The organism is Streptomyces boncukensis (assembly GCF_011045075.1).
GTDB lineage: Bacteria > Actinomycetota > Actinomycetes > Streptomycetales > Streptomycetaceae > Streptomyces > Streptomyces boncukensis.
The window spans coordinates 1-20,706 of sequence record NZ_JAAKZZ010000085.1 but is presented as its reverse complement, the minus strand read 5'-3'; the positions used below and the strand labels follow the sequence as shown (position 1 = coordinate 20,706).

17 protein-coding genes and 1 pseudogene are annotated in these 20,706 nt (G+C 73.6%); 7 read left to right on the top strand and 11 right to left on the bottom strand.

Annotated features, from left to right (window positions below):
* Both G5C65_RS38510 and G5C65_RS11250 read left to right on the top strand, forming a co-directional pair.
* Window positions 1-322: pseudogene (locus G5C65_RS38510) on the top strand (hypothetical protein); the annotation flags it as partial.
* 80 nt (window positions 323-402) lie between these two features.
* Window positions 403-990: an LURP-one-related family protein gene (locus G5C65_RS11250; RefSeq protein WP_165298618.1), complete on the top strand. Its 588-nt coding sequence runs from the start codon at window positions 403-405 to the stop codon at window positions 988-990.
* A 336-nt stretch (window positions 991-1,326) separates the two neighbouring features.
* Here G5C65_RS11250 and G5C65_RS11245 read toward each other — a convergent pair whose 3' ends face one another.
* The 6 genes from G5C65_RS11245 to G5C65_RS11220 form a co-directional block, all read right to left on the bottom strand.
* On the bottom strand, window positions 1,327-2,325 hold the full coding sequence (locus tag G5C65_RS11245; protein WP_165298617.1) for a 2Fe-2S iron-sulfur cluster-binding protein: 999 nt from the start codon (window positions 2,323-2,325) through the stop codon (window positions 1,327-1,329).
* Entirely contained in the window at window positions 2,322-2,489 is a 168-nt protein-coding gene (locus G5C65_RS11240) for a hypothetical protein (protein WP_165298616.1), read from the bottom strand. Before G5C65_RS11240 ends, G5C65_RS11245 begins: the two co-directional genes overlap by 4 nt.
* Entirely contained in the window at window positions 2,486-3,580 is a 1,095-nt protein-coding gene (locus G5C65_RS11235; RefSeq protein ID WP_165298615.1) for an aromatic ring-hydroxylating dioxygenase subunit alpha, read from the bottom strand. Before G5C65_RS11235 ends, G5C65_RS11240 begins: the two co-directional genes overlap by 4 nt.
* Before the next feature lie 150 nt (window positions 3,581-3,730).
* A complete protein-coding gene (locus tag G5C65_RS11230; protein ID WP_165298614.1) occupies window positions 3,731-4,570 on the bottom strand; it encodes an IclR family transcriptional regulator in 840 nt (279 codons plus the stop codon).
* A 214-nt stretch (window positions 4,571-4,784) separates the two neighbouring features.
* Window positions 4,785-6,035 carry an MFS transporter gene (locus G5C65_RS11225; protein ID WP_165298613.1) on the bottom strand — a complete coding sequence of 417 codons (1,251 nt, stop codon included), beginning with the start codon at window positions 6,033-6,035 and terminating at the stop codon, window positions 4,785-4,787.
* Window positions 6,032-6,742 (bottom strand): FadR/GntR family transcriptional regulator, encoded by a 711-nt coding sequence (locus tag G5C65_RS11220; RefSeq protein WP_165298612.1) that lies wholly within the window; start codon window positions 6,740-6,742, stop codon window positions 6,032-6,034. The genes G5C65_RS11225 and G5C65_RS11220 overlap by 4 nt, the downstream gene beginning before the upstream one ends.
* A 203-nt stretch (window positions 6,743-6,945) precedes the next feature.
* Here G5C65_RS11220 and G5C65_RS11215 point away from each other — a divergent pair, with 203 nt between their 5' ends.
* Window positions 6,946-7,851 (top strand): NADP-dependent oxidoreductase, encoded by a 906-nt coding sequence (locus tag G5C65_RS11215; RefSeq protein ID WP_165298611.1) that lies wholly within the window; start codon window positions 6,946-6,948, stop codon window positions 7,849-7,851.
* A gap of 132 nt (window positions 7,852-7,983) precedes the next feature.
* A complete protein-coding gene (locus tag G5C65_RS11210) occupies window positions 7,984-8,949 on the top strand; it encodes an alpha/beta hydrolase family protein (protein WP_165298610.1) in 966 nt (321 codons plus the stop codon).
* Between the two features lie 96 nt (window positions 8,950-9,045).
* On the opposite strand, the gene G5C65_RS11205 is transcribed toward G5C65_RS11210, so the two are convergent.
* Window positions 9,046-9,885, bottom strand: a complete 840-nt coding sequence (locus G5C65_RS11205) for an SDR family NAD(P)-dependent oxidoreductase (RefSeq protein WP_165298609.1) — start codon at window positions 9,883-9,885, stop codon at window positions 9,046-9,048.
* Window positions 9,886-10,013: 128 nt separating this feature from the next.
* On the opposite strand from G5C65_RS11205, the gene G5C65_RS11200 reads away from it, so the two are divergent.
* Complete coding sequence (locus tag G5C65_RS11200) at window positions 10,014-10,436, top strand: MarR family winged helix-turn-helix transcriptional regulator (RefSeq protein WP_165298608.1); 423 nt, start codon at window positions 10,014-10,016, stop codon at window positions 10,434-10,436.
* 35 nt (window positions 10,437-10,471) lie between these two features.
* Here G5C65_RS11200 and G5C65_RS11195 read toward each other — a convergent pair whose 3' ends face one another.
* The gene (locus tag G5C65_RS11195; RefSeq protein ID WP_165298607.1) at window positions 10,472-11,308 is read right to left on the bottom strand and encodes an NmrA family NAD(P)-binding protein; all 837 of its coding nucleotides are present in this window, start codon (window positions 11,306-11,308) and stop codon (window positions 10,472-10,474) included.
* A gap of 82 nt (window positions 11,309-11,390) precedes the next feature.
* Here G5C65_RS11195 and G5C65_RS11190 point away from each other — a divergent pair, with 82 nt between their 5' ends.
* Together G5C65_RS11190 and G5C65_RS11185 are read left to right on the top strand one after the other, a co-directional pair.
* On the top strand, window positions 11,391-12,359 hold the full coding sequence (locus tag G5C65_RS11190) for a cupin domain-containing protein (protein WP_165298606.1): 969 nt from the start codon (window positions 11,391-11,393) through the stop codon (window positions 12,357-12,359).
* Window positions 12,360-12,406: 47 nt separating this feature from the next.
* The gene (locus tag G5C65_RS11185) at window positions 12,407-13,318 is read left to right on the top strand and encodes a phosphotransferase family protein (RefSeq protein ID WP_338146321.1); all 912 of its coding nucleotides are present in this window, start codon (window positions 12,407-12,409) and stop codon (window positions 13,316-13,318) included.
* Window positions 13,319-13,352: 34 nt separating this feature from the next.
* On the opposite strand, the gene G5C65_RS11180 is transcribed toward G5C65_RS11185, so the two are convergent.
* From G5C65_RS11180 to G5C65_RS11170, 3 genes are all read right to left on the bottom strand, one after another.
* Window positions 13,353-14,339, bottom strand: coding sequence for an LLM class flavin-dependent oxidoreductase (locus G5C65_RS11180; RefSeq protein ID WP_165298604.1), 987 nt, complete (start codon window positions 14,337-14,339; stop codon window positions 13,353-13,355).
* A 43-nt stretch (window positions 14,340-14,382) separates the two neighbouring features.
* Window positions 14,383-15,963 (bottom strand): long-chain-fatty-acid--CoA ligase, encoded by a 1,581-nt coding sequence (locus tag G5C65_RS11175; protein WP_206441591.1) that lies wholly within the window; start codon window positions 15,961-15,963, stop codon window positions 14,383-14,385.
* A 9-nt stretch (window positions 15,964-15,972) separates the two neighbouring features.
* The coding region (locus G5C65_RS11170) for an SDR family NAD(P)-dependent oxidoreductase (RefSeq protein WP_165298603.1) at window positions 15,973-20,706 on the bottom strand (4,734 nt) is incomplete at its 5' end.

Here is a 20,706-nt window from a genome sequence, read left to right as displayed (position 1 = left end):
GGACGGGCGGAGAGGGAGGGCCGGACCAGTGGCGGCCGGTGAACTCGACTCGCTGCGCGGCACGCTCGTCCTCGACACGGCCAGCGGGCAGGCGGGCGTCCTGATGGACGTGATGCCGTACGCCCAGCGGCCGGGCTGGGCGGAACACCCGACGGCGTTCCTCCGCCCGGCCGGTGGCGGTCCGGAATGGTGCACGGACCCACGCAGCGTCAGCCCGCTGCCCGAGGGCGCCCGCACCGGAATGTGCGTCCACCTCTCTACAGCGCGGGGCCCCGACGGCAAGACCCGCTGCGCCGCGTGCCGCGCGCAGCTCTACCTCTAGGGGCTGTCCCGCAGAGACCGTACGCCGATGGACGGCCTCTTGCCAGGTGGTCGCAAGCAGGATCGATTACCCTGTGGAGCGTGCCGACCTCGATCTACCACGTGCGTAAGACCTCGCTCGGTCTCAAGCGCATGTACCGCATCTCCGCTGACGACGGGAACGGGAAGCCGGGCAAGGCCCTCGGCTACGCTGAGAAGCATCTGAAGATGTCCGACGAGCTGGACATCTATGGTGACGAGCAGCGCAGTGAGAAGCTGGTGACCGTCCGGGAGAGTTCGAAAGGCTGGCTCGCCGCTCTGACCGGTTACGAGGTGTTCGACCATGAGGGCCAGCTACTCGGCTCGTTCGGGGTGCTGCCAAAGAAGTCGGTCGACCGCACGACCTGGGAGTTCGAGCAGCCCGGCCTCGGTAGGCTCACTGGCACCGAGCGCAGCGTCCGGACTGCACGGGCCCGGCGGCTGCTGACGCTCTTCGACACGGTCGGAGAGATCGCCGGGGCCTTGGTGAAGTACCACTTCGACTTCACGCGGGACGGCCAGCCGGTGTTCAGCATCGACAAGCCTGAGGTGTTCGACGACTGGTACCGCCTGACCGTCTACGAGGATGCGGTCGACAGGCAGCCGCTTTTTGCGCTGGCGGTGACGATGGAGGCCCGGCAGCGAGGCTGAGGGCCGTCCCGTGATTGATCTTCGATGGGTTGCGGGGATGCCGACCGGAGTCGGGGCCGAGGTGGCTATGCGGCCTGGAGGAGGCTGTGGAGGCGGGCGATACCGAGGTGAGCCCCGGACCGGCGCCGGAACAACTGACGACACTGCCACGCCCAGAAGGAACGCCACCCACACCGCCCACCGTCCGGACCAATTCCACTCTCCGGACCGGCCTCCGGACCGCCGGCGCCTGTCCGGCCGTGGCCGGCCCGGGCCCGTGGCACGCGGAGGCCCTCCCCCCGAGCCTTCGGGAGAAGTGGTGGCCTCCCTGAGCCGGCGGCCATGGGCGCGCGGCCGTCAGAGGTCGAGTACCAGGCGCCGACCCCGGCAGCGGGACACGCAGATCATCATGGTCGCGTGGGCCTCCTGCTCCTCCTTGGTGAGGACGGAGTCGCGGTGGTCGGCCTCGCCCTTGAGGATGTCGGTCTCGCAGGTGCCGCACGTGCCCTCCGTGCAGGAGTACAGGACGGGGATCCCGGCGTCCTGCACGGTCTGCAGGACGCTGCGGTCCGGCGGCACGGTGAGGGTGAGCCCGGACTGCCTCAGCTCCACCTCGAAGGCGCCGGGGGAGGCCGCCGCCCGCGGCTCCGGCTCCTGGGGCGTGAACCGCTCGGTGTGCAGCGTGCCCGGCGGCCACTCGCGGCACCGCTCCCCGGCCGCGTCGAGCAGCGGCGCGGGGCCGCAGCAGTAGACGAGGGTGCCGGGTGCGGGGGCGGCAGCAGGGGCCAGAAAGGAGTCGAGGTCCGGCAGGCCGGTCTCGTCCTGCGGGGCGACCTGCACGTTGCCGCCGTGGGCTGCCAGCCGCTCCAGGAACGCCATCGAGGCGCGGCTGCGGCCGCCGTAGAGCAGCGCCCAGTCGGCTCCGGCCGCCTCGGCGGCGGCGGTCATGGGCAGGATCGGGGTGATGCCGATGCCGCCCGCGACGAAGAGGTAGCGGGCGGCGGGGCGCAGCGCGAAGTGGTTGCGCGGGCCCCGCGCCCGGACGCACGCCCCCTCGGCGAGCTTGTCGTGCACGTACGCGGAGCCGCCCCGGCCGTCCGGCTCGCGGAGCACCGCGATCTGCCAGGCCGAGCGGTCTGCCGGGTCGCCGCACAGGGAGTACTGACGGATGAGTCGACCGGCCCCGCCGCCCGCGTCGTCCAGGAGCAGGTCGATGTGGGCGCCCGGCTCCCAGGCCGGGAGCTCCCTCCCGGCCGGGTGACGCAGCGTCAGGCCGAGCACGTCCGACGCCTCGGCCGTCCTGCGGGCCACGACCAGCTCGCTCTCGTGCTCGCGCTCGTGGGCGGTGCGGTTCACGTGATCTCCCTGTCGTGGCCCACCGGGTGGGCGAGCATCCACTCCCACATCTCGACCGGGTCCCGTGCCGTGCGCTCGGCGCCGCAGTGGCAGACGCCGTGCAAGGTGTCGGTGCCCGCGACCCAGGCGATCCGGTAGACCTCGGCGGTGTGCTCGCCGCTCATCGCGCCGCGGCGGGGGCGTGGGCCGGCTGCGGCTCGCCCTCGGCGGCCAGCCGCGTCAGGATGCGGCGGGCGGCGAGACCACCGGTGTCGATGTTGATGCTCAGCTCCTGGTAGCCCTCGGGCTCGGTGTCCAGGCTCCGCTGGAGCAGGTCGAGCGCGTCGACGTCCTGCATGACCACGGTGTGGTTGAGGTCGTGGAGGAAGGCGGTGACGTCCTCGTCGTCCTGTGCGAAGTCCCGCGAGACGCACCAGAAGTCGTACACCCTGCGGTCGGTGGAGGGCGTGACGGCGTAGGTGATCTCGACGTGGAAGGCGTTCGGGTCGCTGCCGTCGGGCTCGGGCAGCACTCCCCTGGGGGCGATGCGGCTGTGCAGCAGATAGAGGCAGGGGGCGTGGTACTCGATGTCCTGCCAGCGGGTGATGCGCCCCTCGATGCCGGTGGAGCGCGCGTAGAAGGGCGGGCAGGCGGCGTCGTCCATGTGGCGGCTGACCCTCACCGTGCCCGCGCCCTCGTCCACCTCGGTGACGATCGGGGTCTCGGCGACCTCCGGGGTGCCGATGTAGCCGCCGTGCAGATACGTCTCGTGGGAGAGGTCCAGGAGGTTGTCGACCAGGAGCCGGTAGTCGCACTCGACGGTCTCCATGCCGCCGACGGTCCGCCACGCCGGGTCGGCCAGGTGCGCGGCCCGGGGTACGGCGTCCGGGTCGGCCGACTCCGGGTCGCCGATCCACACCCATACGAGGGAGTCCTGCTCGACCACGGGGTAGGAGCGCACGCGCGCGGTGCGCGGGACGCGCTTCTGACCGGGCACGGAGACACAGGTGCCGGTGGTGTCGTAGGTGAAGCCGTGGTAGCCGCACACGAGGGTGTCGCCGTCCAGGCGGCCGGCGGACAGCGGGTAGCGGCGGTGCACGCAGCGGTCGGCGAGGGCGACGGCCTCGCCCCCGTCCTGGGTGCGGTAGAAGACGATCGGTTCGTTGAGGATCGTACGCGCCAGCAGCTCACGGCCTATCTCGCGGCCGTACGCGGCGACGTACCACTGGTTGCGCGCGAACGCAGTCCTGCTGATCTGTCCCGTCGTGCCGGTCATGGCATCCCCGTCCCTCGGCGGTTTCCCCGGGGACCACCATCGGGACGGGGCCCGCGGCGCCACAACGGCCCTTCCGTCTGACGGAAGGCCGACCGCCGCCGGCACTCCTGACGGCGACTGGCGCAGCAGCACGCATCACCGCACCACGGGTCACACACCGTGCGTTCCGCCGCTGTCCGTGACCGGCGCCTGGCACGGCCGCCAGCCCAGCGAACGGGAGACTCCGCGGGCCGCGACCCGTACGGCCGGGATCAGAGCCCGGGTCGGCGCGTCCTGCGCGTGCACCACCACCGACACCGACGCCACCACGGTGCCGCGGGCCCCGCGCACCGGCGCCGCCACCGACAGCGCGTCCTCGGTGATCTGCCGGTCGCTCACGGCGCAGCCGCTGCGCCGCACCTCGGCGAGCGTCCGGCGCAGCCGGGCCGGTTCGGTGACGGTGTGGGGGGTGAACGACGCCAGCGGGCCCGCGCACACCTGCTCCTGGAGCTGCGCGCTTCCGTGGGCGAGCAGCACCAGCCCGACCCCCGTGGCGTGCAGCGGCCAGCGGGCGCCCACCCGGCTGCGGACGCCGACGGCCCCGCGTGCGGATATCCGCTCGATGTAGACGACTTCGAGGCCGTCGCGCACGGCGAGGTGCACGTTCTCGTGGGTGGCCTCGTAGAGGTCTTCCAGAAAGGGCATGGCAGCCTGCCGCATGCCGAGCCCGCGCGGTGCGAGGGCTGCGAGCTCCCACAGCCGCAGCCCGATGTGGTAGTCACCGCGCTCGTCACGCTCCAGCGCGCCCCAGCGGGCGAGGGCGCCGACGAGCCGGTGGGCGGTGGCCAGCGGAAGCTCGGCGCGGCGGCTGATGTCGGAGAGCGAGAGCGCGGTGTTGTGCTGGTCGAACGCGCCGAGGACGTGGAGGAGCCGGTCGGCCGCGGATCTCACGGCCGGCTTCGGCTTCCGTCTCGAAGCCGGCCGCTGATCCGGGGCCGTGGGCTCAGGCATGACGTCAGCTCCGGTCCGGCCCGGTGATGCGCAGCGGCCGCGTGTACAGCATCTCGCGCTCCCCGTCCTCCCGTGGGCCCGCAGGCCGTCGGCGACCCGCCGGCCGGTCTCGCCGGTCCCGCGCAGGCCCGTACGGGCCTGCCCGTCAGCCGTCCCAGCATGAGACGCCCGGGGGTCTCGAACAACTGTTGATACCCACAAGGGTTGCTTCGTGTCAGCGGGAGGGCTGGTGTATGTGGCGGTCCTGTCCCGCACCGTGCCCGGTGACCGCCGTGCCGATGCCGAGGACCGCCAGGACGGTGAGCGGAAGGGTCCAGCTCTGCGTGGAGTCGTGCAGGATGCCGAGGAGGAGGGGGCCGGCCGCCGCCACGAGGTAGCCGATGGACTGGGCCATGCCTGCCAGCGCGGCGGCTTCGCCGGAGCTGCCCGCGCGCTGGCTCTGGAAGGTCAGCGCGAGGACGAGGCACGCGCCGCCGCCGAATCCGAGCAGGGTGCACGCCAGGACGGACAGCGCGGGGGCGGCGACCAGTACGGTGAAGCCGCCTGCCATGAGGACCGAGGCCCCGGCCGCCGTCCAGCGCTGGTCGTGCCGGCCCCGGGTGAGCAGGGGCAGGAGGCTGCTGGCCGCCAGGGACACCACCTGGTAGTAGAACAGCATCCATCCGGCCGTGGTGCTGCTCGTGCCGCGGTCGACCAGGATGCTGGGCAGCCACGCGACGGCGGTGTAGAAGGCCAGGGACTGCAGGCCCATGAACAAGGTGACCTGCCAGGCGACCAGCGAGCGCCAGGGCACCGGGCTGTGGGTCCCGCCGGTGGACGCCTGTGGCTTGTCGCCCCGCATCCGGGGCAGCCAGGCCAGGAACGCCGCCACGGTGAAGGCGACACCCCAGGCCAGCGCGGTGTGCCAGGAGCCCGGCACGCTGTGGGCCAGCGGCGCGGAGACCCCGGAGGAGACCGCGGCCATGAGGCCCATGACGGTCACGTACAGAGCGCTGACGCCGTGGATGCGGTGTGCGGGCACGCTCCGCCTGATCAGGGCGGGCAGCAGCACATTGCCGAACGCGATGGCCGCGGAAAGGATCACCGTTCCGGCGAACAGGCAGATCACGGAGGGAAGGGAGCGGACCACCGTTCCGACGGCCAGCACACCGAGCGCCGCCACCAGCAGGCGGGCGCTGCCGAACCGGTGGGAGGCACGGGCGACCAGGGGCGACGTCGCGGCGAACGTCAGCAGCGGGAGGGTGCTCAGCAGCCCGCCCCAGCTCGATGTCAGGCCGCTGCCGTGCTCGATCTCCGGCAGCAGGGCGCCGACGCCGGTGAGCGTGGTGCGCAGGTTCGCCGCCACGAGGCAGATCGCGATGACGAGCCCGACCGGCACGGCGGGCCGGGCGGGGTCGGCGCGGTCGCCGGCCGGGGGCCCGGAGGCGGAGTCCTGACGGGATATCGAAGCTGTCTGCGGACTCACTGTTCCTCCGCCGCTCGTGGTGTACGGGTCTCGTGGTCGCGGGTGAGCCGGACGATCGCGGCCGCCGTGTCGCGGGCGCCGGCCGCGTCCCGGGCCTCGATCGCGTCGACGAGCCGCCGGTGCAGGCGGGCGTGCTCCCCGGCGTGGGCGGCGTCCCAGGGCAGGCCCCCCAGGGACGAGGTGAGCGCCGCACCGAGGTAGTCGTACACCTCGACCAGCAGGTCGTTCCCGCTCGCCCGGACCACGGCCCGGTGGAACAGCGCGTCGACGCTCGTGGCCGCGGACGTGTCCTCCCCGGCAGTGGCCGCGTCGGCGTCGGCCAGCAGCTCCCGCATCTGCTGCAGCTGGCCCTCGCTGCGGCGCAGGGCCGCGGCTCCCGAGGCGTACTCCTCCAGAACGGTCCGCAGCTCCAGCACCTTGTCCCGCTGCGCGGAACTCGCCCGCCGCACCATGACCGACTGAAGCTCACTCGAAGAGCGGACATAGGTGCCGTCCCCGGCCCGGGGCTCCAGCAGCCCCAGGTGCACCAGGGCACCGACGGCCTCCCGCAGCGTGCTGCGTCCGACCCCGAGCTCCTCGATGAGGGCCTGCTCCGGCGGGATCCTCGTCCCCACCGGCCAGCCCCCCGCCTCGATATGTGAGCGAAGACTGTCCACGAGCTGAGCGGACAGGCTGGCTGTCCGCCGCGGTGCGCTGATCCGTTTCATGGGGACACCATAAACAAACATCAGACGTTTGAACATCACCAGGTCACCGGAGCTCGTCTCGCCCGCCTCCGCGTGTCGCCGCGCCCGGCTTGCACGTGACACTGGTGTCAGGTTTTAGCGTCGTGGGCGCCGGCGCTCACCGAGCCTTCACCCCACCGATCCCGCGAGCGGCCGGTTCAGGCCACATGGAAAGGCAGAACGTCATGCGCGCAGTCCGCTATCACGAGTACGGCGGTGTGGAGACCCTCGGGGTCGAGCAGGTGCCGGACCCGCACCCCGGGCCCGGCGAGATCCGCGTCCGCGTCGCGGCGGCCGGCGTCAATCCCGTCGACTGGAAGGTGCGCTCCGGTGCGGTGCACCAGGTACTCCCCGTGGACCTCCCCGCGATTCCCGGGCGCGAGGCCGCCGGCGTGGTCGACGAGACCGGTCCGGGCGTGCAGGGGGTGAGCATCGGCGACCGCGTCTTCGGGCTGGGCGGCGTCACCGGCGCGACAGCGGAGCTCGCCGTGCTCTCGGCCTGGGCCCACACCCCCACCCCGTGGACCGACGAGGAGGCCGCCGGCGCCGGCCTGGCCTCCGTGACCGCGCTGGGCGGCCTGAAGGCGCTCGGCCCCCTGCAGGGGCGCACCCTGCTCGTCGAGGGCGCCGCCGGAGGCGTGGGCAGCGCCGCGGTCGAGATCGCGGCGGCTCGGGGCGCCACCGTGATCGGGACGGCCAGCGAGCGCAACCACGCGTTCCTCACCTCCCTCGGAGCCGTTCCCACCACCTACGGCACCGGCCTCGCGGAGCGCCTCGCCGCCCTGGCCCCGGACGGCATCGACATCGTGCTCGACACCGCGGCGTCCGGGTCCCTGGCCGATCTCATCGCGATCGCGGGCGACCCTGCCCGTGTGTCGACGATCGCCGACTACGCCAACGCGCAGCGCCTGGGGGTGCATCTGGCCAACGCGGAGAACGACTCCACGCTCCTCACCGAAGCGGCCGAACTCGGCGGGCAAGGCCGCTACACACCACGTATCGAGCGGACCTACCCGCTCGAACGGATCGCGGAAGCGCACACACACTCCGAGCGCGGACGCACCCGGGGGAAGATCGTGGTCTGCGTCTGACCCGGCGAGCGGGGCGCAGGGGCCCCTCGGCGCGATGTTTACAAAGCGGAGCAGCGTTCCGTATCATATGGAACGTCGCTCCGTTTAAGTGTGGGCGGCGGAACCCCGGAACGCAAAGGACTGATGACTCCCATGAGCAGCGCTCCCGCAACAACCGATACTCCGCTCGTGCACGCCCTGGACGAGGTGGTCGGCGCCGGCGACCGCGTCGTATCCGTCGCCCCTGTCGCACTGGACGCACCCGGCCGGGCCGTACCGCTCCAGGTGCGGGTCTCCGCACCGGCAGCCGGCGAGAACCTGCCGGTGCTGCTGTTCTCCCACGGCAACGGCTGGTCGCTGGACGGATACGCTCCGCTGACGGCTTTCTGGGCCTCGCAGGGCTTCGTCGTGGTGCAGCCGACGCACCTGGACTCCCGACGGAACGGCATCGGGTTCGACGACCCGGTGTTCGGGCAGATCTGGACCGAACGGTACGAAGACCTGGAGCGCGTGCTCGACCAGTTCGACACCGTCGAAGCGGCCGTGCCGGGGCTCGCCGGGCGGGTGGACCGGGACCGGGCCGTCGCCGCTGGACACTCCTGGGGCGGGCAGACGGTCCAGATGCTGCTCGGCGCCCGCGTCCTCGACGAATCCGGGCAGCCGGGCAAGGACTACGCGGACCGGCGCGTCAAGGCCGGCGTGCTGCTGGCCGCGACCGGGCTCGGCGGCGAGGAACTGCACCCGTTCGCCAGCGAGCACCTCCCCTTCATGAACCCCTCCTTCGCCGAACTGACCACGCCGGCGCTGGTGGTCGCCGGCGACCACGACCAGTCCGCGATGTCCAGCCGCGGCCCGGACTGGTTCACCGACGCCTATACGCACAGCCCCGGAGCCACCGATCTGCTCACCCTCTTCGGTGCGGAGCACTCCCTGGGCGGCATCCCGAACTGGGAAGCCGCGGAGACCACGGACGAGAGCCCGGAGCGCGTCGCCGTCCTCCAGCGCCTGACCACCGCCTATCTGCGCAGCGCGCTGAACCCGTCCGACACCGGCTGGAACAGGGCCGCCGCCGCCCTCGCCGACGCCGGAACGGCGATCGGCCGCATCGACAGCAAGTAGCTCCACGCAGCCCCCCCCCGGCCAGTCCGGCGCGCAGCGCTCCGGCGCCCTCGATGCCCAGGGTGCCGCCCGGCGCAGCGCTAGTGCCGTGAGCCGTCATCGCCACGGCTGTGCGGGAGCCGCTGGAGCGTCGAGGTCGCGTGCGCGGTGGTGGCCCAGGGTCCGGTTCAGCCGTCCCGTCGCACGCGTGACCGCGCCGCGCGGCAGGAACCGTGCGGCCCAGGTGGTCGCGCGCATGCTCGCGCGGCCGGGGTAGGCGTTGACGGCCCCCTTGGCGTAGGCGTCGAGGGTCCGGGCCGCGACGCGTTCGGGCCGATCGGTGAACGCGGGATTCATCGTGGCGGTGGTGTTCTCGAAGAATCCCGTGGCGACGGCCCCGGGGTGGGCCGCCATGACCCGCACCCCGCTCCCGCGCAGTTCCTCGGCCAGCGCTTCGGTGAACGACAGCACGAACGCCTTCGTCGCGGCATAGGCCGCCTGGTACGGCATGGGCTGGAACGCCGCCGTGGACGCGACGTTGACGATGCCGCCGCTCCCCCGCGCCGCCATGCGGCCGCCGAGCGCGTGGGTCAGGCGCGTCAGCGCGACGATGTTCAGCTCGACCGAGGCGACGTGCCGCTCCGCCGCGGAGTCCAGGAAGGGGCCGACGGTACCGGCGCCCGCGTTGTTGACCAGGAGGTCGACGGTGCGGCCCCGCCGGTCCAGCTCCGCGATCAGACGGTACACGCCGTCGCCGGCGGCGAGGTCGAGCGCCTCCGTCTCGACCTCGGCCCCGTACTCCTCGCGGATCTCTCCGGCGATCCGGCGCAGCGCCTCGCCGGAGCGGGCCACGAGTACCAGGCGGGCGCCGCGCCGGGCCAGCTCGCGGGCGTACGCCTCACCGAGGCCCTTCGAGGCCCCGGTGACCAGAGCGGTGATGCCGGAGTAGACGCCCATGCGCGTGTTCCTTTCCCGTGCGGCCGGTCGCCGTCGAGGCGTGCCGGAGCGACCCGAAGTACTTCGTTTCTCGAAGTACAGGCACCGTAACAGCTTCGACCCTCGAAACACAGTGCTAGTCTTCCGTCATGACCGACCAGCCGCTGGAAGCGGTGGTGCGCGCCAACCACGAGCTGTTCATGCGCACCGCCGACCGTCTCGCCCTGCCGCTCGGGGAGCTGGGGCTCACCCACGCGACGGCGCAGGCGCTGTGGGCGATCGACCCGGACGGGCCCGCGCCGTCCATGAAGGTGCTCGCGGAGCGGCTGTTCTGCAACGCGCCCAACCTCAATTTCGTCGTCAACCAGCTGATCGACCGCGGGCTGGTCGAGCGCGGCACGGACCCCGCCGACCGGCGCGTCCGGGTGGCTGCGCTGACCGAGCGGGGCCGGGAGGTCCGCGAGCGCGTGGTGCGGCTGACGCTCGCTCAGACGCCGTTCGCCGACTGCGACCAGGAGGACCTGGAGCGCCTCGCCGGGATTCTGCGGCGGGTGCTCGACCGGTCAGGCTGACGCCCGCGGGCCCTGGGGCCCCAGCCGCCGGGCGGTCATCGCTGCCAGGCTCCGGCCGCCGCGGCCCGCGCGGCGTAGTCCTCAAAGGTCCGGGGCGCCCGTCCCAGCACGGTGGCGACGTCATCCGTCGTCGCGGAGATCAGCCCGCGTTCCATCAGCACGAACATCTCGGCGACGTGGTGGGCGTCGTCCTCGCTGACGCCCTCCCCGACCAGCTTCGCGGCGTACTCCGCAGGAGAGATCCGCCGGTAGGCGAGGGGCCGCCCGGAAGCCCGGGAGATCAGCTCGACGGCCTCGCCGAAGGTCAGCGCACGCGGCCCGGTCAGCTCGTAGACCCGCCCGGCGTGCCGACCGGGCTCGCTCAGCACCGCGGCCGCGGCGTCGGCCACGTCCTCGATGTCGATGAACGGTTCGGGAACCGCGCCGGCCGGGAGGGCCAGCTCACCGGCGACCAGCGGGGCGTGGAAGACGTCCTCGTCGAAGTTCTGCGCGAAGTTCGACGGCCGCAGAACGGTCCACTCCAGCGTCGAGCCGCGCACGGCGTCCTCGGCCGAGCGCATGTCCAGGCCGAACGTGGAGTCCCCCCAGGTGTCGGCGCCGCGCCCGGAGAGCAGGACCAGCCGCCGCACTCCGGCGGCCTCGGCCCGGGCCACGAACTCGTGCACCGGGCCCGGCACGTTTGGGGCCACCACGTAGGCGACGGCAACATCCTTCAGGGCCGCATCCCAGCTGCCGGGGTCGGACCAGTCGAACCGGGTCGGGCTCGTTCGGGAGGCGGCGCGCACCGGTGTGCCGTGCAGCCGCAGCCGGGCTGCGACCCGTCGGCCGGTCTTGCCGGTCGCGCCGAGGACGAGAGTGGTGTCGTTGCTCATGCCACCGATCCAACACGGCCGACTCGGACGATCCCATAGCCGAGCGACCGGATCGCCTGCGTATGCGTCTAACCTTGGCGGAGTGGATGTCTTCAGCGACCTGATCCGGGGGGTACGGGCCCACGGCTCGTTGTTCGGGAGCTCGGCCCTGTCCCCGCCCTGGGCCCTGCACTTCGTGGACGGCGCGCCGCTGACCCTGTGCACGGTCCTGGACGGGGCGGGCTGGATCGTGCCGGAACACCAGCCGCCCGAGCCGCTGCGCGCCCGCGAGACGCTCGTCGTGCGGGGCCCCGCGACGTTCACCTTCGTCGACGAGCCGGGCACCCGGGCCGAACCCCTCGCATGCGGCGAGCACTGCGCGACACCCGAGCAGGGCGGAACCCGGCACCGGCGCGGCTGGAGCGACCCCGGCGGGGGCGCCGGTGCCGGGGACGGTGCGACGACCCTGATCGTCGGTGCCTATCCGGTGCGCGGCGAGATCAGCCACCGGCTGCTGGAGGCGCTGCCCGTCGTCCTGCGCGTGGACGACGGAGGGACGGCCGACCCCGTGCTGGACCACCTCGCCGCCGAGGTCGCCGTTGACGCGCCGGGCCAGCAGGTCGTGCTCGACCGGCTGCTGGACTGGATGCTGGTGTGCACGCTGCGCGAGTGGTTCGACCGGCCCGGCGGCGAGCCCCCGGCCTGGTGGGCCGCCCAGCGGGACCCGGTCGCGGGCGAGGCGCTGCGCCTGCTGCACGCCGAACCGGCAGCGCCGTGGACGGTCGCCGCGCTGGCCGAGCGCACCAGCGTGTCGCGTTCCACGCTGGCCAAGCGGTTCGCCGACCTGGTCGGCGAACCGCCGCTGACCTACCTCACCCGCTGGCGCATGACGCTCGCGGCGGACCTCCTGGTCGAGCGGGAGTCCGCGACCATCGCGGAAGTCGCCCGCGCCGTGGGCTACTCCGACCCGTTCGGGTTCAGCGCAGCGTTCAAACGGGTCCGAGGCGCCAACCCGAGCGAGTTCCGGCGCACCGCGGCCACGGCCTCCCCCGTCGAGGAGGGGGCGCGGTGACCGGCCGCCGTGAGGCCGCGCCCGTCCGGCCGTCGACACTGGCTTGGGTGAGCCGGCACCTGGAGGCCGGCGAACGGATCGTCGGAACCGAGGCGCTGCACGGCGGCACCACGGCCGACATGCGGAGGCTGACCCTCGGCACCCCGGACGGAGGCACTCGCGGCCTGGTGCTGCGGAGCTTCGTCGACCCGGGCTGCGCGGAGAGCGCCGAGGACCGGCTGCACAGGGAGACCGAAGCGCTGACCCTGCTCGCGCGGACCGGTGTGCCGGCCCCTGGACTGGTCGCGGCTGACCCGACCGCCGCGCACTGCGCGTATCCGTCGCTCCTGATGACACATCTGCCGGGCCGGACGGTCCTCGACGACGAGGGATTGGAGGCGCGGGTTCCGCTGCTGGCCCGTCAACTCGTGGCGATCCACGCGTTGCAGCCCGCCGAACGGCCCGAGGAGTATGCGGCGTTGACGACAGCCGACAGCGTCGTGGTCTCGAAGGGCGCCGACGCGGCGGCGTGGGCCGCGGCGATCGATGTGATCCGCGAGCCCGCGCCGCCCTACAGAGGGCGGTTTCTGCACCGGGACTTCCAGCCCGGCAATGTGCTGTTCGACGTGGTGCCCTCAAACCCGGCGGGCGCCCGGATCACCGGCGTCGTCGACTGGGCAGGGGCCTCCTGGGGCCCGGCGGATCTCGACGTGGCGCACTGTTCGGCGAATCTCGCGCTGCTGCACGGTCCGGTGTGGGGTCTGGGGTTCGCCGAGGCGTACGAGGAGGCCGGCGGGGTGCTGGCCGCGGCGGCGGGCGAGCGGCTGTACTGGCAGGTGCGGGACGGGCTGGCCTGCTCGGAGGAGGTGGAGCAGGTGGCGCGGCCCTGGCGGGAGGCGGGGAGGACGGAGCTCACCACGCGGGCCGTGGAGGAGCGGCTGGACGCCTATGTCACCGCCCTGATGGACACGCCGGGCTGAACCGGAGCGGCCCGGGGCGCGAGGCCCGGCCCGGTCAGCCCGGCGCCCGCAGCGCGGGCACCAGCGCTCGGGCCGCCTCGGTGAGCTGGGCCCGCTGCGCGCGCGGGTCCAGCGAGCCGATCCGCAGCACCAGGTGCCGGGCGCCCGCCCGCACATAGGCGCCGAGCCACTGCGCGCACTCGTGTGCGCTGCCGTACCCGAACGCCTGGAAGACCGCTATCTGCTCCAAAGAGGCGCCGTAGTAGGCGCGGGTGTACGCGTCCAGGTGCTTGCGCGCCTGCTCCCGGTCCGGGTCCACGGCCACCGTCGCGTACAGGGCCGGGACCACGGTGTTGGCCGGCCGCCCCTGTTCCGCGGCCAGCCGGCCGATCCGGCGCCAGGCCCGCTCGTAGGAGTGCGGGGTCGGCAGGAAGGGCAGCCAGCCGTCGTACAGCCGGGCCACCCGCTCCAGGACCCGCGGGGTGTCGCTGCTCGCGAGCCACAGCGGGGGCCCGCCGGGCGTCGCCGGGGGCGGCAGCCTCTCCAGGCCCCCGGTGTCCGACCGCTCCCTGGGCCCGGCGGCCACGCCGTCACGGTCGCGCCACGCCCTGCGCCACAGCCGCACCGTCTCGTCCAGACGTGCGGCCCGCCCGGCGAAGGGCACGCCCGCCGCCTCGAATTCCTCCTGCGTCTGGGGCGCGGGGAAGCCCGAGCCGAGCCCGGCGACCAGGCGCCCGGCCGCCGCGTGGTCCAGGCTCGCGATCTGGTGCGCGCCGATCAGCGGGTGCCGCAGGGCCGCCGTGAGCGCCGCCGAGCCCAGGGTGACCCGGGTGGTCGCGGCGGCGACCGCGGCGAGCACGACCACCGGATCCAGGCGGGGCCGGGCCAGCAGCGAGTCGCCCGTCCACAGCGAGTCGAAGCCGAGCCCTTCGGCCTCGCGGGCGAAGCCCAGCAGCGGCTCGATCGCGAAGTCCCCGCTGATCGCGGCCTCCCGGGTCGGCAGCAGCACTCCGACGCGCACCTGGTGGTGTCCCACGCTCATCTCGCACTCTCCGCCCGCTCGTCGGTTCCGGTCCGTCCGCTGCTCAGTTGACCTTGCGCTCCCGGCCCTGCCACAGCCGGTCGCGCAGGGCGCGGCGCAGCACCTTGCCGTTGGGGTTGCGCGGCAGCTCCGCCACGAACTCGTACGCCGTGGGGATCTTGAAGGCGGCGATGCGGCCCTTGAGGAAGAGCATCAGCTCGCGCGCGGTCGCGTGCTGCCCGGTCCGCTGCACCACATACGCGTGTACGGCCTCGCCCCAGCGCTCGTCCGGGGCGCCGACGACCGCCGCGTCGGCCACCGCCGGGTGCTCGGCGAGGGCGTTCTCGATCTCGGTCGGGTAGACGTTCTCGCCGCCGGCGATGATCAGGTCGTTGAGGCGGTCGCTCAGGAACAGATAGCCGTCGGTGTCGAGCCGTCCCGCGTCCCCCATCCGCACCCACCCGTCGGGCATCGTCTCCCGGGTGGCCTGCGGCTGCCCGTGGTACCCCAGCATGCGGGCCGGGGAGCGCACCCAGACCTCGCCGACCTCGCCGGGCGGCAGGGCCGCGCCCCGCTCGTCGACGATCTTCAGCTCGATGCCCGGGTACGCGCGCCCCGCGGCCTCCAGCCGCGGGCTCCCCGGGACGTGATCCCCGGGAGGCAGGCAGGTGGCCAGGTTCCCCGTCTCGCTGCTGCCGTAGATCTGTGCGAACTCGCAGCCCATGGTCTCCAGGCACTGCCGCAGCAGGCTCCCGGAGATGGGCGCCCCTCCGTAGACCATCTTGCGCAGCGGGCGGAACGCGGCGGGTGTCGCCCCGGCCTCGGCGAGCAGCATCTGGAGCATGGCGGGGGTCACCAGGCCGTAGGTGATGCCGAGTTCGCCGATCAGCCGCAGTACGTCCTGGCTGTTGAACATCGGCGTACTGACCATCGTCACCCCGGCGATGAAGCCCTGCATCGCATACGAGAGACCGCCGATGTGGAAGCCCGGCATGCCGATCAGGCCGCGGTCGTCGGGCCGCCAGTCCAGCCAGTCGCAGCCGAGGCGGTGGATGGCGTCGTCGACGTTGAAGAAGCTGCGATGGGCCAGTACCACGCCCTTGGGCGGGCCGGTGGTACCGCTGGTGTACGCCTGTACGACGGCGTCGTCGGGGCCGGTTTCCAGGCCCGGCTCGTGGGCGGGCCGGCCCGCCTTCCAGTCGAGAAAACCCGAGCGGCGGTCCTCGTCCGAGTCCAGCGGGACCACCTGGCGCAACCGGGGCAGCAGCTTCTCCAGCTGCCCGGCGGCGGCCAGCCGCTCGCGCTCGACGAAGAGGAGTTCGGTGTCCGAGTCGCGCAGGACATGTGCGATCTCGTCCCGGGTCAGCCGCCAGTTGACGGGCACCAGGACCGTCCCGGTCTTCGCGCACGCCAGGGCGATCTCGTAGAAGTGCTCGGACTCCTTGCCGAGGTAGGCCACCCGTGCGGCCGGGCCGAGGCCCGCGGCGCGCAGCGCGTGGGCGGTGCGGCTGCTCTCGCGGTGCAGGTGCCCGTAGGTGGATACGCGGCCCTCGCACAGGATCGCCGGGTGGTCGGGGCGGTCCGCGGCCTGGCGGGCCGCGACCGCGGTGAGTGTCTGGGGCCGTGCGGTCATGTCGTCGTCCATGGCGCCTTCTCAGCTGAGCTGCCGGGCGATGTAGTCGGTGAGCCGCCCGATGGAGGGGTGGTCGAAGGTGACCGAGGTGGGCAGCGGGATGCGCAGGGCGGTCTCCAGGGCGTTCTTGAGCTCCACCGCGGCGAGCGAGTCCAGGCCCAGTTCCAGGAACTCCGCGTCGGGCTCGATGTCGTCCGAGTCGTCGAAGTGCAGTACGGCGGCGGTCCTGGTGCGGATCCAGGTGGTGAGGGCCGCCCTGCGCTCGTCCTCGGGCAGGCGGCGCAGCTCGTCGGGGTCGGGGCCGGGCTGCGCGGCGTCGCCGCCGCGCGTGACCAGATGCCGGAAGAGGCTGTGGGGCAGCGCCCGGCCGCCCGCGTACCGGTCCCAGTCGCACTCGGCGGCGACGACCTGGGGCGCCGGCTGTCCGAGCAGGGCGACCAGCGCGCGCATGCCCTCCGCCGGCCGCATGAACCGGACGCCCTGGTCCTGGATGTTCCGGGCGTGCGGCGCGCCGAGCCGGGCGGACATGCCGACGTCCGCCCAGGGGCCCCAGTTGACGGTGAGTCCGGGGAGGCCCCGCGCCGCGCGCCACAGCAGCAGGCTGTCGAGATAGGCGTTGCCTGCGGCGTAGTTGGCCTGGGCGGGCCCGCCGAGGACCGCGGCGAGGGAGGAGTAGCCCACGAAGAACTCCAGCTCGGGGAAGGACGCGGCCGCTTCGTGCAGCAGCCGGCTGCCGTAGACCTTGGGCCTGAGCACCGTGTCGATGCTCTCCCAGGTCAGCGCGGAGGCGGGCATGTCGGCCAGCACTCCTGCCGCGTGCACGATGCCGCCGACCGGGTGCGGGGACTCCTTGAGCTCGGCGGTGATCCGCTCGACGTCGGCGGCCTCGGCGATGTCCGCGCGGAGGACGGTGACCTGGACGTCCGCACCGAGCCCGGCCGCGAGTGCGGTGGCCTCTGCCGCGGGGGCCCCGCTGCGGCCGACCAGCGCCAGGTGGCGCGCGCCGAGCCCGGCGAGCTGCCGGGCGGTCACCAGCCCGAGGCCGCCGAGCCCTCCGGTGATCAGGTACGTGCGGTCGGGGCTGACGGTGACCGGCCGCGCGGCCGCGGGGCGGTCGCCGGCGAGGCTGATGACCAGCTTGCCGGTGCTCGCGCCACGGCTGAGGACGGAGAACGCCTCTTCGGCCTCGTCCAGCGAGTAGACGGTGGTCGGTACGGGCCGGAGCCGGCCGGCGGCGACCTGCTCCAGGGTGGTCCGCAGGATCCGCCGGGTGCGCCGCCTCGCCTCCTCGGGGCGCTCGCCGAGGTCGAAGTGGTGGTAGGCGACGTCGGGGCGCTCCCGGCGTGCCTGCTCCGGGGTCCAGGCGCCGACCTTGCCGAGCTCCACGAACCGGCCGCCCTGGGCCAGGCAGCGCATGCTCGCCGGGATGAAGTCCTTGTTCAGGCTGTTCAGGACGGTGTCCACGCCCCGGCCGCCGGTGGCGGCGAGCACCTCGTCGGCGAAGTCCAGCGTTCGGGAGTTCATGATGTGCTGTACGCCCTGGGAGCGCAGCAGCGGCCACTTGGCGGGGCTGGCGGTGGCGAACACCTCGGCCCCGGCCTGCCGGGCGAGTTGCACCGCGGCCTGCCCGACGCCACCCGCCGCGGCGTGGACGAGGACCCGGTCGCCCGCCTTCATCCCGGCGAGGTGGTGCAGGGCGACGTGCGCGGTGACGAACACCGTCGGCAGCCCGGCCGACTCGGCCATGCCGATCCCGGCGGGCTTGCGCACCGCCAGCTCCGAGGAGACGGTCAGCCGCTTGGCCATGCAGCCCATCGCGGTGACCACCACGTCATCCCCGGCGCTGAACGTCGCGTCGGGGCCCGCGGCGAGGACGGTACCGGCGCATTCGAAGCCCAGCGGCTGCGGCCGGTGCTCAAGGCCCGACTCCTCGGCGTGGCTCTTGAGCACACCCAGGGCGTTGAGCACGTCCTTGAAGTTCAGTCCCGCCGCATGGACCCCGACCTGGATCTGATCGCCCGTCGGCGGCGCGTCCTCGGCCGGCTCCTGCCGGATGCCCGAGAAGGCGCCGTACTCCCGGACGGCGAGCCGGACGTTGGCGTCCCGGCGGTCGGCCGGGGTGCTCGGGAACAGCCGCCGTACATGGCGGTGCCCTGCCCGGTACGCCACCTGGAACTCCCCCGAGTCCCGCGCGAGCCACTCCTGGAGCAGGGGGCTCGCGTCGCCGTCCGTGCCGGGCAGGTCGACCATGGTGACCCGGTACTGCGGGTACTCGTGCCACAGCACCTGCCCGAAGCCCCACAGGGTGGCCGCCGCGGAGGGGCCCGCCGGCTGCGGCGCGTCGCCCGCCAGCAGCTGGGCCCCCTCGGTGACCAGCCACAGCCTCTGATCGCGGCCGAAGCCCGCGCTGTCCAGTACGCCCAGCACGGCGGTCAGGTCCCGGTAGTTGCGTTCGCACTCGGCACGCAGTCCCGCCGCGCCCGCGTCGTCGCCCGGCCGCCAGAACCAGCACACGTCGGTGGGCCGCCACGCGCGCAGGGCCTCGGCCACCGCATCGGCGCCCGAGGCGAACGCCAGCTCCGTGCCGGTCTCCTCCGCGCCCCGGGCCAGGGCCGACAGCTCGGTCTCGGGGCGGTGCAGCACCAGGACCCGGTGCGGCTCCCGCCCGCCGTGCCCGGCCACCAGGGAGCGCTTGACCCAGCGCGGCTCGTGGAAGACCTGCCGTCCGCTGCGGGAGGGGGTGTTGGCCACGCGCTTCAGGCCGAGGCCGGCCAGCTCGAAGACGGGGCGGTCGCCGTCCAGTACGACGACGTCCGCGACCAGGTCCGCGCCCAGGTCCGCGCCCGGCGCGGCATCCGAGGGGCCCGGGACGGACGGGGCGGACAGGACGGACGGGGCTGGCGGGGTGACCCTGGCCACCGTGCGCAGCAGCTCCGACTTCGGCTTCCTGAACAGCCGCAGCCGCCCGAACCGGACCGGCACATAGATCTCGCCGTCGTCGTCGAGGACGGACAGGGCGTGCAGGGAGCTGTCCGTCAACGCCGGCGGGAGATGCTCCGCGGCGCCCGTCCGCACCCCGCGCACCTCGCCTGCGGCGAGCAGGGGACCGTGCCGGCCGGCGCGGCGCAGCCTGCGGAACTCCGGGCCGTAGTCCACCCCAGCCGCGGCCGTCCGGGCATACAGCTCATCGCTTTCCAGGACGGTGTCGGGCTCGCCCGCCGCGTCCCGGGACCAGCACGGCGTCCCGGAGTCCGCGGGCGGCTCCTGCCCCGGCGCGGGTTCCGCTCCGAGTACCGCCGTGGCGTGGCGCCGCTCGAAGCTCCCGTCCCGGCCCGCGACCCTGGTGTGGATCTCGACCGCGGCCGTGCCGTCCTCGCGGGGGCACAGCCGCGTGCGCACCTCGGCGCACCGGCCGGCGGAGAGGACCAGGGGCTCCAGGATGCGTACGTCCTCCACCGGCCGGCGGGTGTGTCCGTACACCGCGTCCGCGAGCGCGAGCAGCAGCTCCAGATAGCCCGTGCCGGGGAAGACCGTCTGGCCCAGGACGACGTGGTCCTTGAGGTACGCCGGGTGCCCGGCGTCCACGCGTGCGGCGAACTCGCGTACGCCGTCGCCGAGCTGCGCGGCGGTGGAGACCTCCGCGCCGAGCAGCGGATGGTGCTGCCCGGCCGCGGCGAGCGCGGCTTCCCGGCCGCGTCCTCGGGGGGTCGGGAGCCAGTACGGCTTCCTGTCGAAGGCGTATGTCGGCAGTGTGACGGGACGTGTGGCGGCGCCCTGGTGGAAGCCGGCCCAGGACACCGGGAGACCGGCGGTGTACATCCGGGCGAGGGACGCCAGCACCGTGCTGCCGTCCGTGTCGTCCCGGCGCAGGCCGCCCAGCCACAGGTGGTCCTCGGGGGGCACGGACCGCTGGGCGAGCGAGGTGAGGGTGCCGGTGGGGCCGATCTCGACGAAGGCGTGCGCGCCCCGCTGCGCGACCGTTCCCATCCCGCCCGCGAAGTCCACGGGCTCACGCAGCTGACGCACCCAGTACTCGGGGTCCGCCATCTCCCCCGGCCTGGCGGCCCGGCCGGTCAGGTTGGAGACGACGGTCAGCTTCGGCTCCTGGAAGCGGATGCCTTTCAGCGCGTCGCGGAACGCGTCGGCCACCTCGGCCATGAGCGGCGAGTGGAAGGCGTGCGAGACCGGCACCTCGCGTACGGGGTGTCCCTGTGCGCGGAGCTCCGCGCTGACCTCGTCGAGCGCCTGCCGCCCGCCCGAGACCACGCACTGCCGCGGAGCGTTGACGCACGCGACCGCGAGGTCGGGGTAGCCCTCCAGCAGCGGCGCGACCTCGTGGGCCGAGGCGGACACCTGCGCCATGCCTCCGGGCGCGGTGACCGACTGCATCAGCCGGGCGCGGGCCGCGACCAGCGCCACCGCGTCCGGCAGCGGGAAGAGCCCGGCCACGGCCGCCGCCGCGATCTCCCCGCTGCTGTGGCCGAGCAGAACGTTCGGCCGTACGCCCCAGGACATCCACAGCCGGGCCAGTGCGTACTCCAGCGCGAACAGGGCGGGCTGGGTGTACAGGGTGTGGTGGATCTCGTCCCCGTCCTGCGCCGTGCCCAGCACCAGATCGCGGACGGACCGGCCCAGGTGCGGCGTGCACAGCCGGTCGCACGCGTCCAGGTGCTCCCTGAAGACCGGGTGCCGCCGGTACAGCGCCCGGCCCATGCCCGGGTACTGCGAGCCCTGGCCCGTGAACAGGAAGGCCAC

What these genes read in the sequence shown, in the direction of transcription:
- G5C65_RS11210 (WP_165298610.1), top strand. Translation starts at nt 7,984, where the DNA reads ATGAGCAGCGCTCCCGCAACAACCGATACTCCGCTCGTGCACGCCCTG.
- G5C65_RS11240 (WP_165298616.1), bottom strand. Translation starts at nt 2,489, where the DNA reads ATGAGCGGCGAGCACACCGCCGAGGTCTACCGGATCGCCTGGGTCGCG.
- G5C65_RS11220 (WP_165298612.1), bottom strand. Translation starts at nt 6,742, where the DNA reads ATGAAACGGATCAGCGCACCGCGGCGGACAGCCAGCCTGTCCGCTCAG.
- G5C65_RS11235 (WP_165298615.1), bottom strand. Translation starts at nt 3,580, where the DNA reads ATGACCGGCACGACGGGACAGATCAGCAGGACTGCGTTCGCGCGCAAC.
- G5C65_RS11195 (WP_165298607.1), bottom strand. Translation starts at nt 11,308, where the DNA reads ATGAGCAACGACACCACTCTCGTCCTCGGCGCGACCGGCAAGACCGGC.
- G5C65_RS11180 (WP_165298604.1), bottom strand. Translation starts at nt 14,339, where the DNA reads ATGAGCGTGGGACACCACCAGGTGCGCGTCGGAGTGCTGCTGCCGACC.
- G5C65_RS11200 (WP_165298608.1), top strand. Translation starts at nt 10,014, where the DNA reads ATGACCGACCAGCCGCTGGAAGCGGTGGTGCGCGCCAACCACGAGCTG.
- G5C65_RS11205 (WP_165298609.1), bottom strand. Translation starts at nt 9,885, where the DNA reads ATGGGCGTCTACTCCGGCATCACCGCTCTGGTCACCGGGGCCTCGAAG.
- G5C65_RS11230 (WP_165298614.1), bottom strand. Translation starts at nt 4,570, where the DNA reads ATGCCTGAGCCCACGGCCCCGGATCAGCGGCCGGCTTCGAGACGGAAG.
- G5C65_RS11175 (WP_206441591.1), bottom strand. Translation starts at nt 15,963, where the DNA reads ATGGACGACGACATGACCGCACGGCCCCAGACACTCACCGCGGTCGCG.
- G5C65_RS11215 (WP_165298611.1), top strand. Translation starts at nt 6,946, where the DNA reads ATGCGCGCAGTCCGCTATCACGAGTACGGCGGTGTGGAGACCCTCGGG.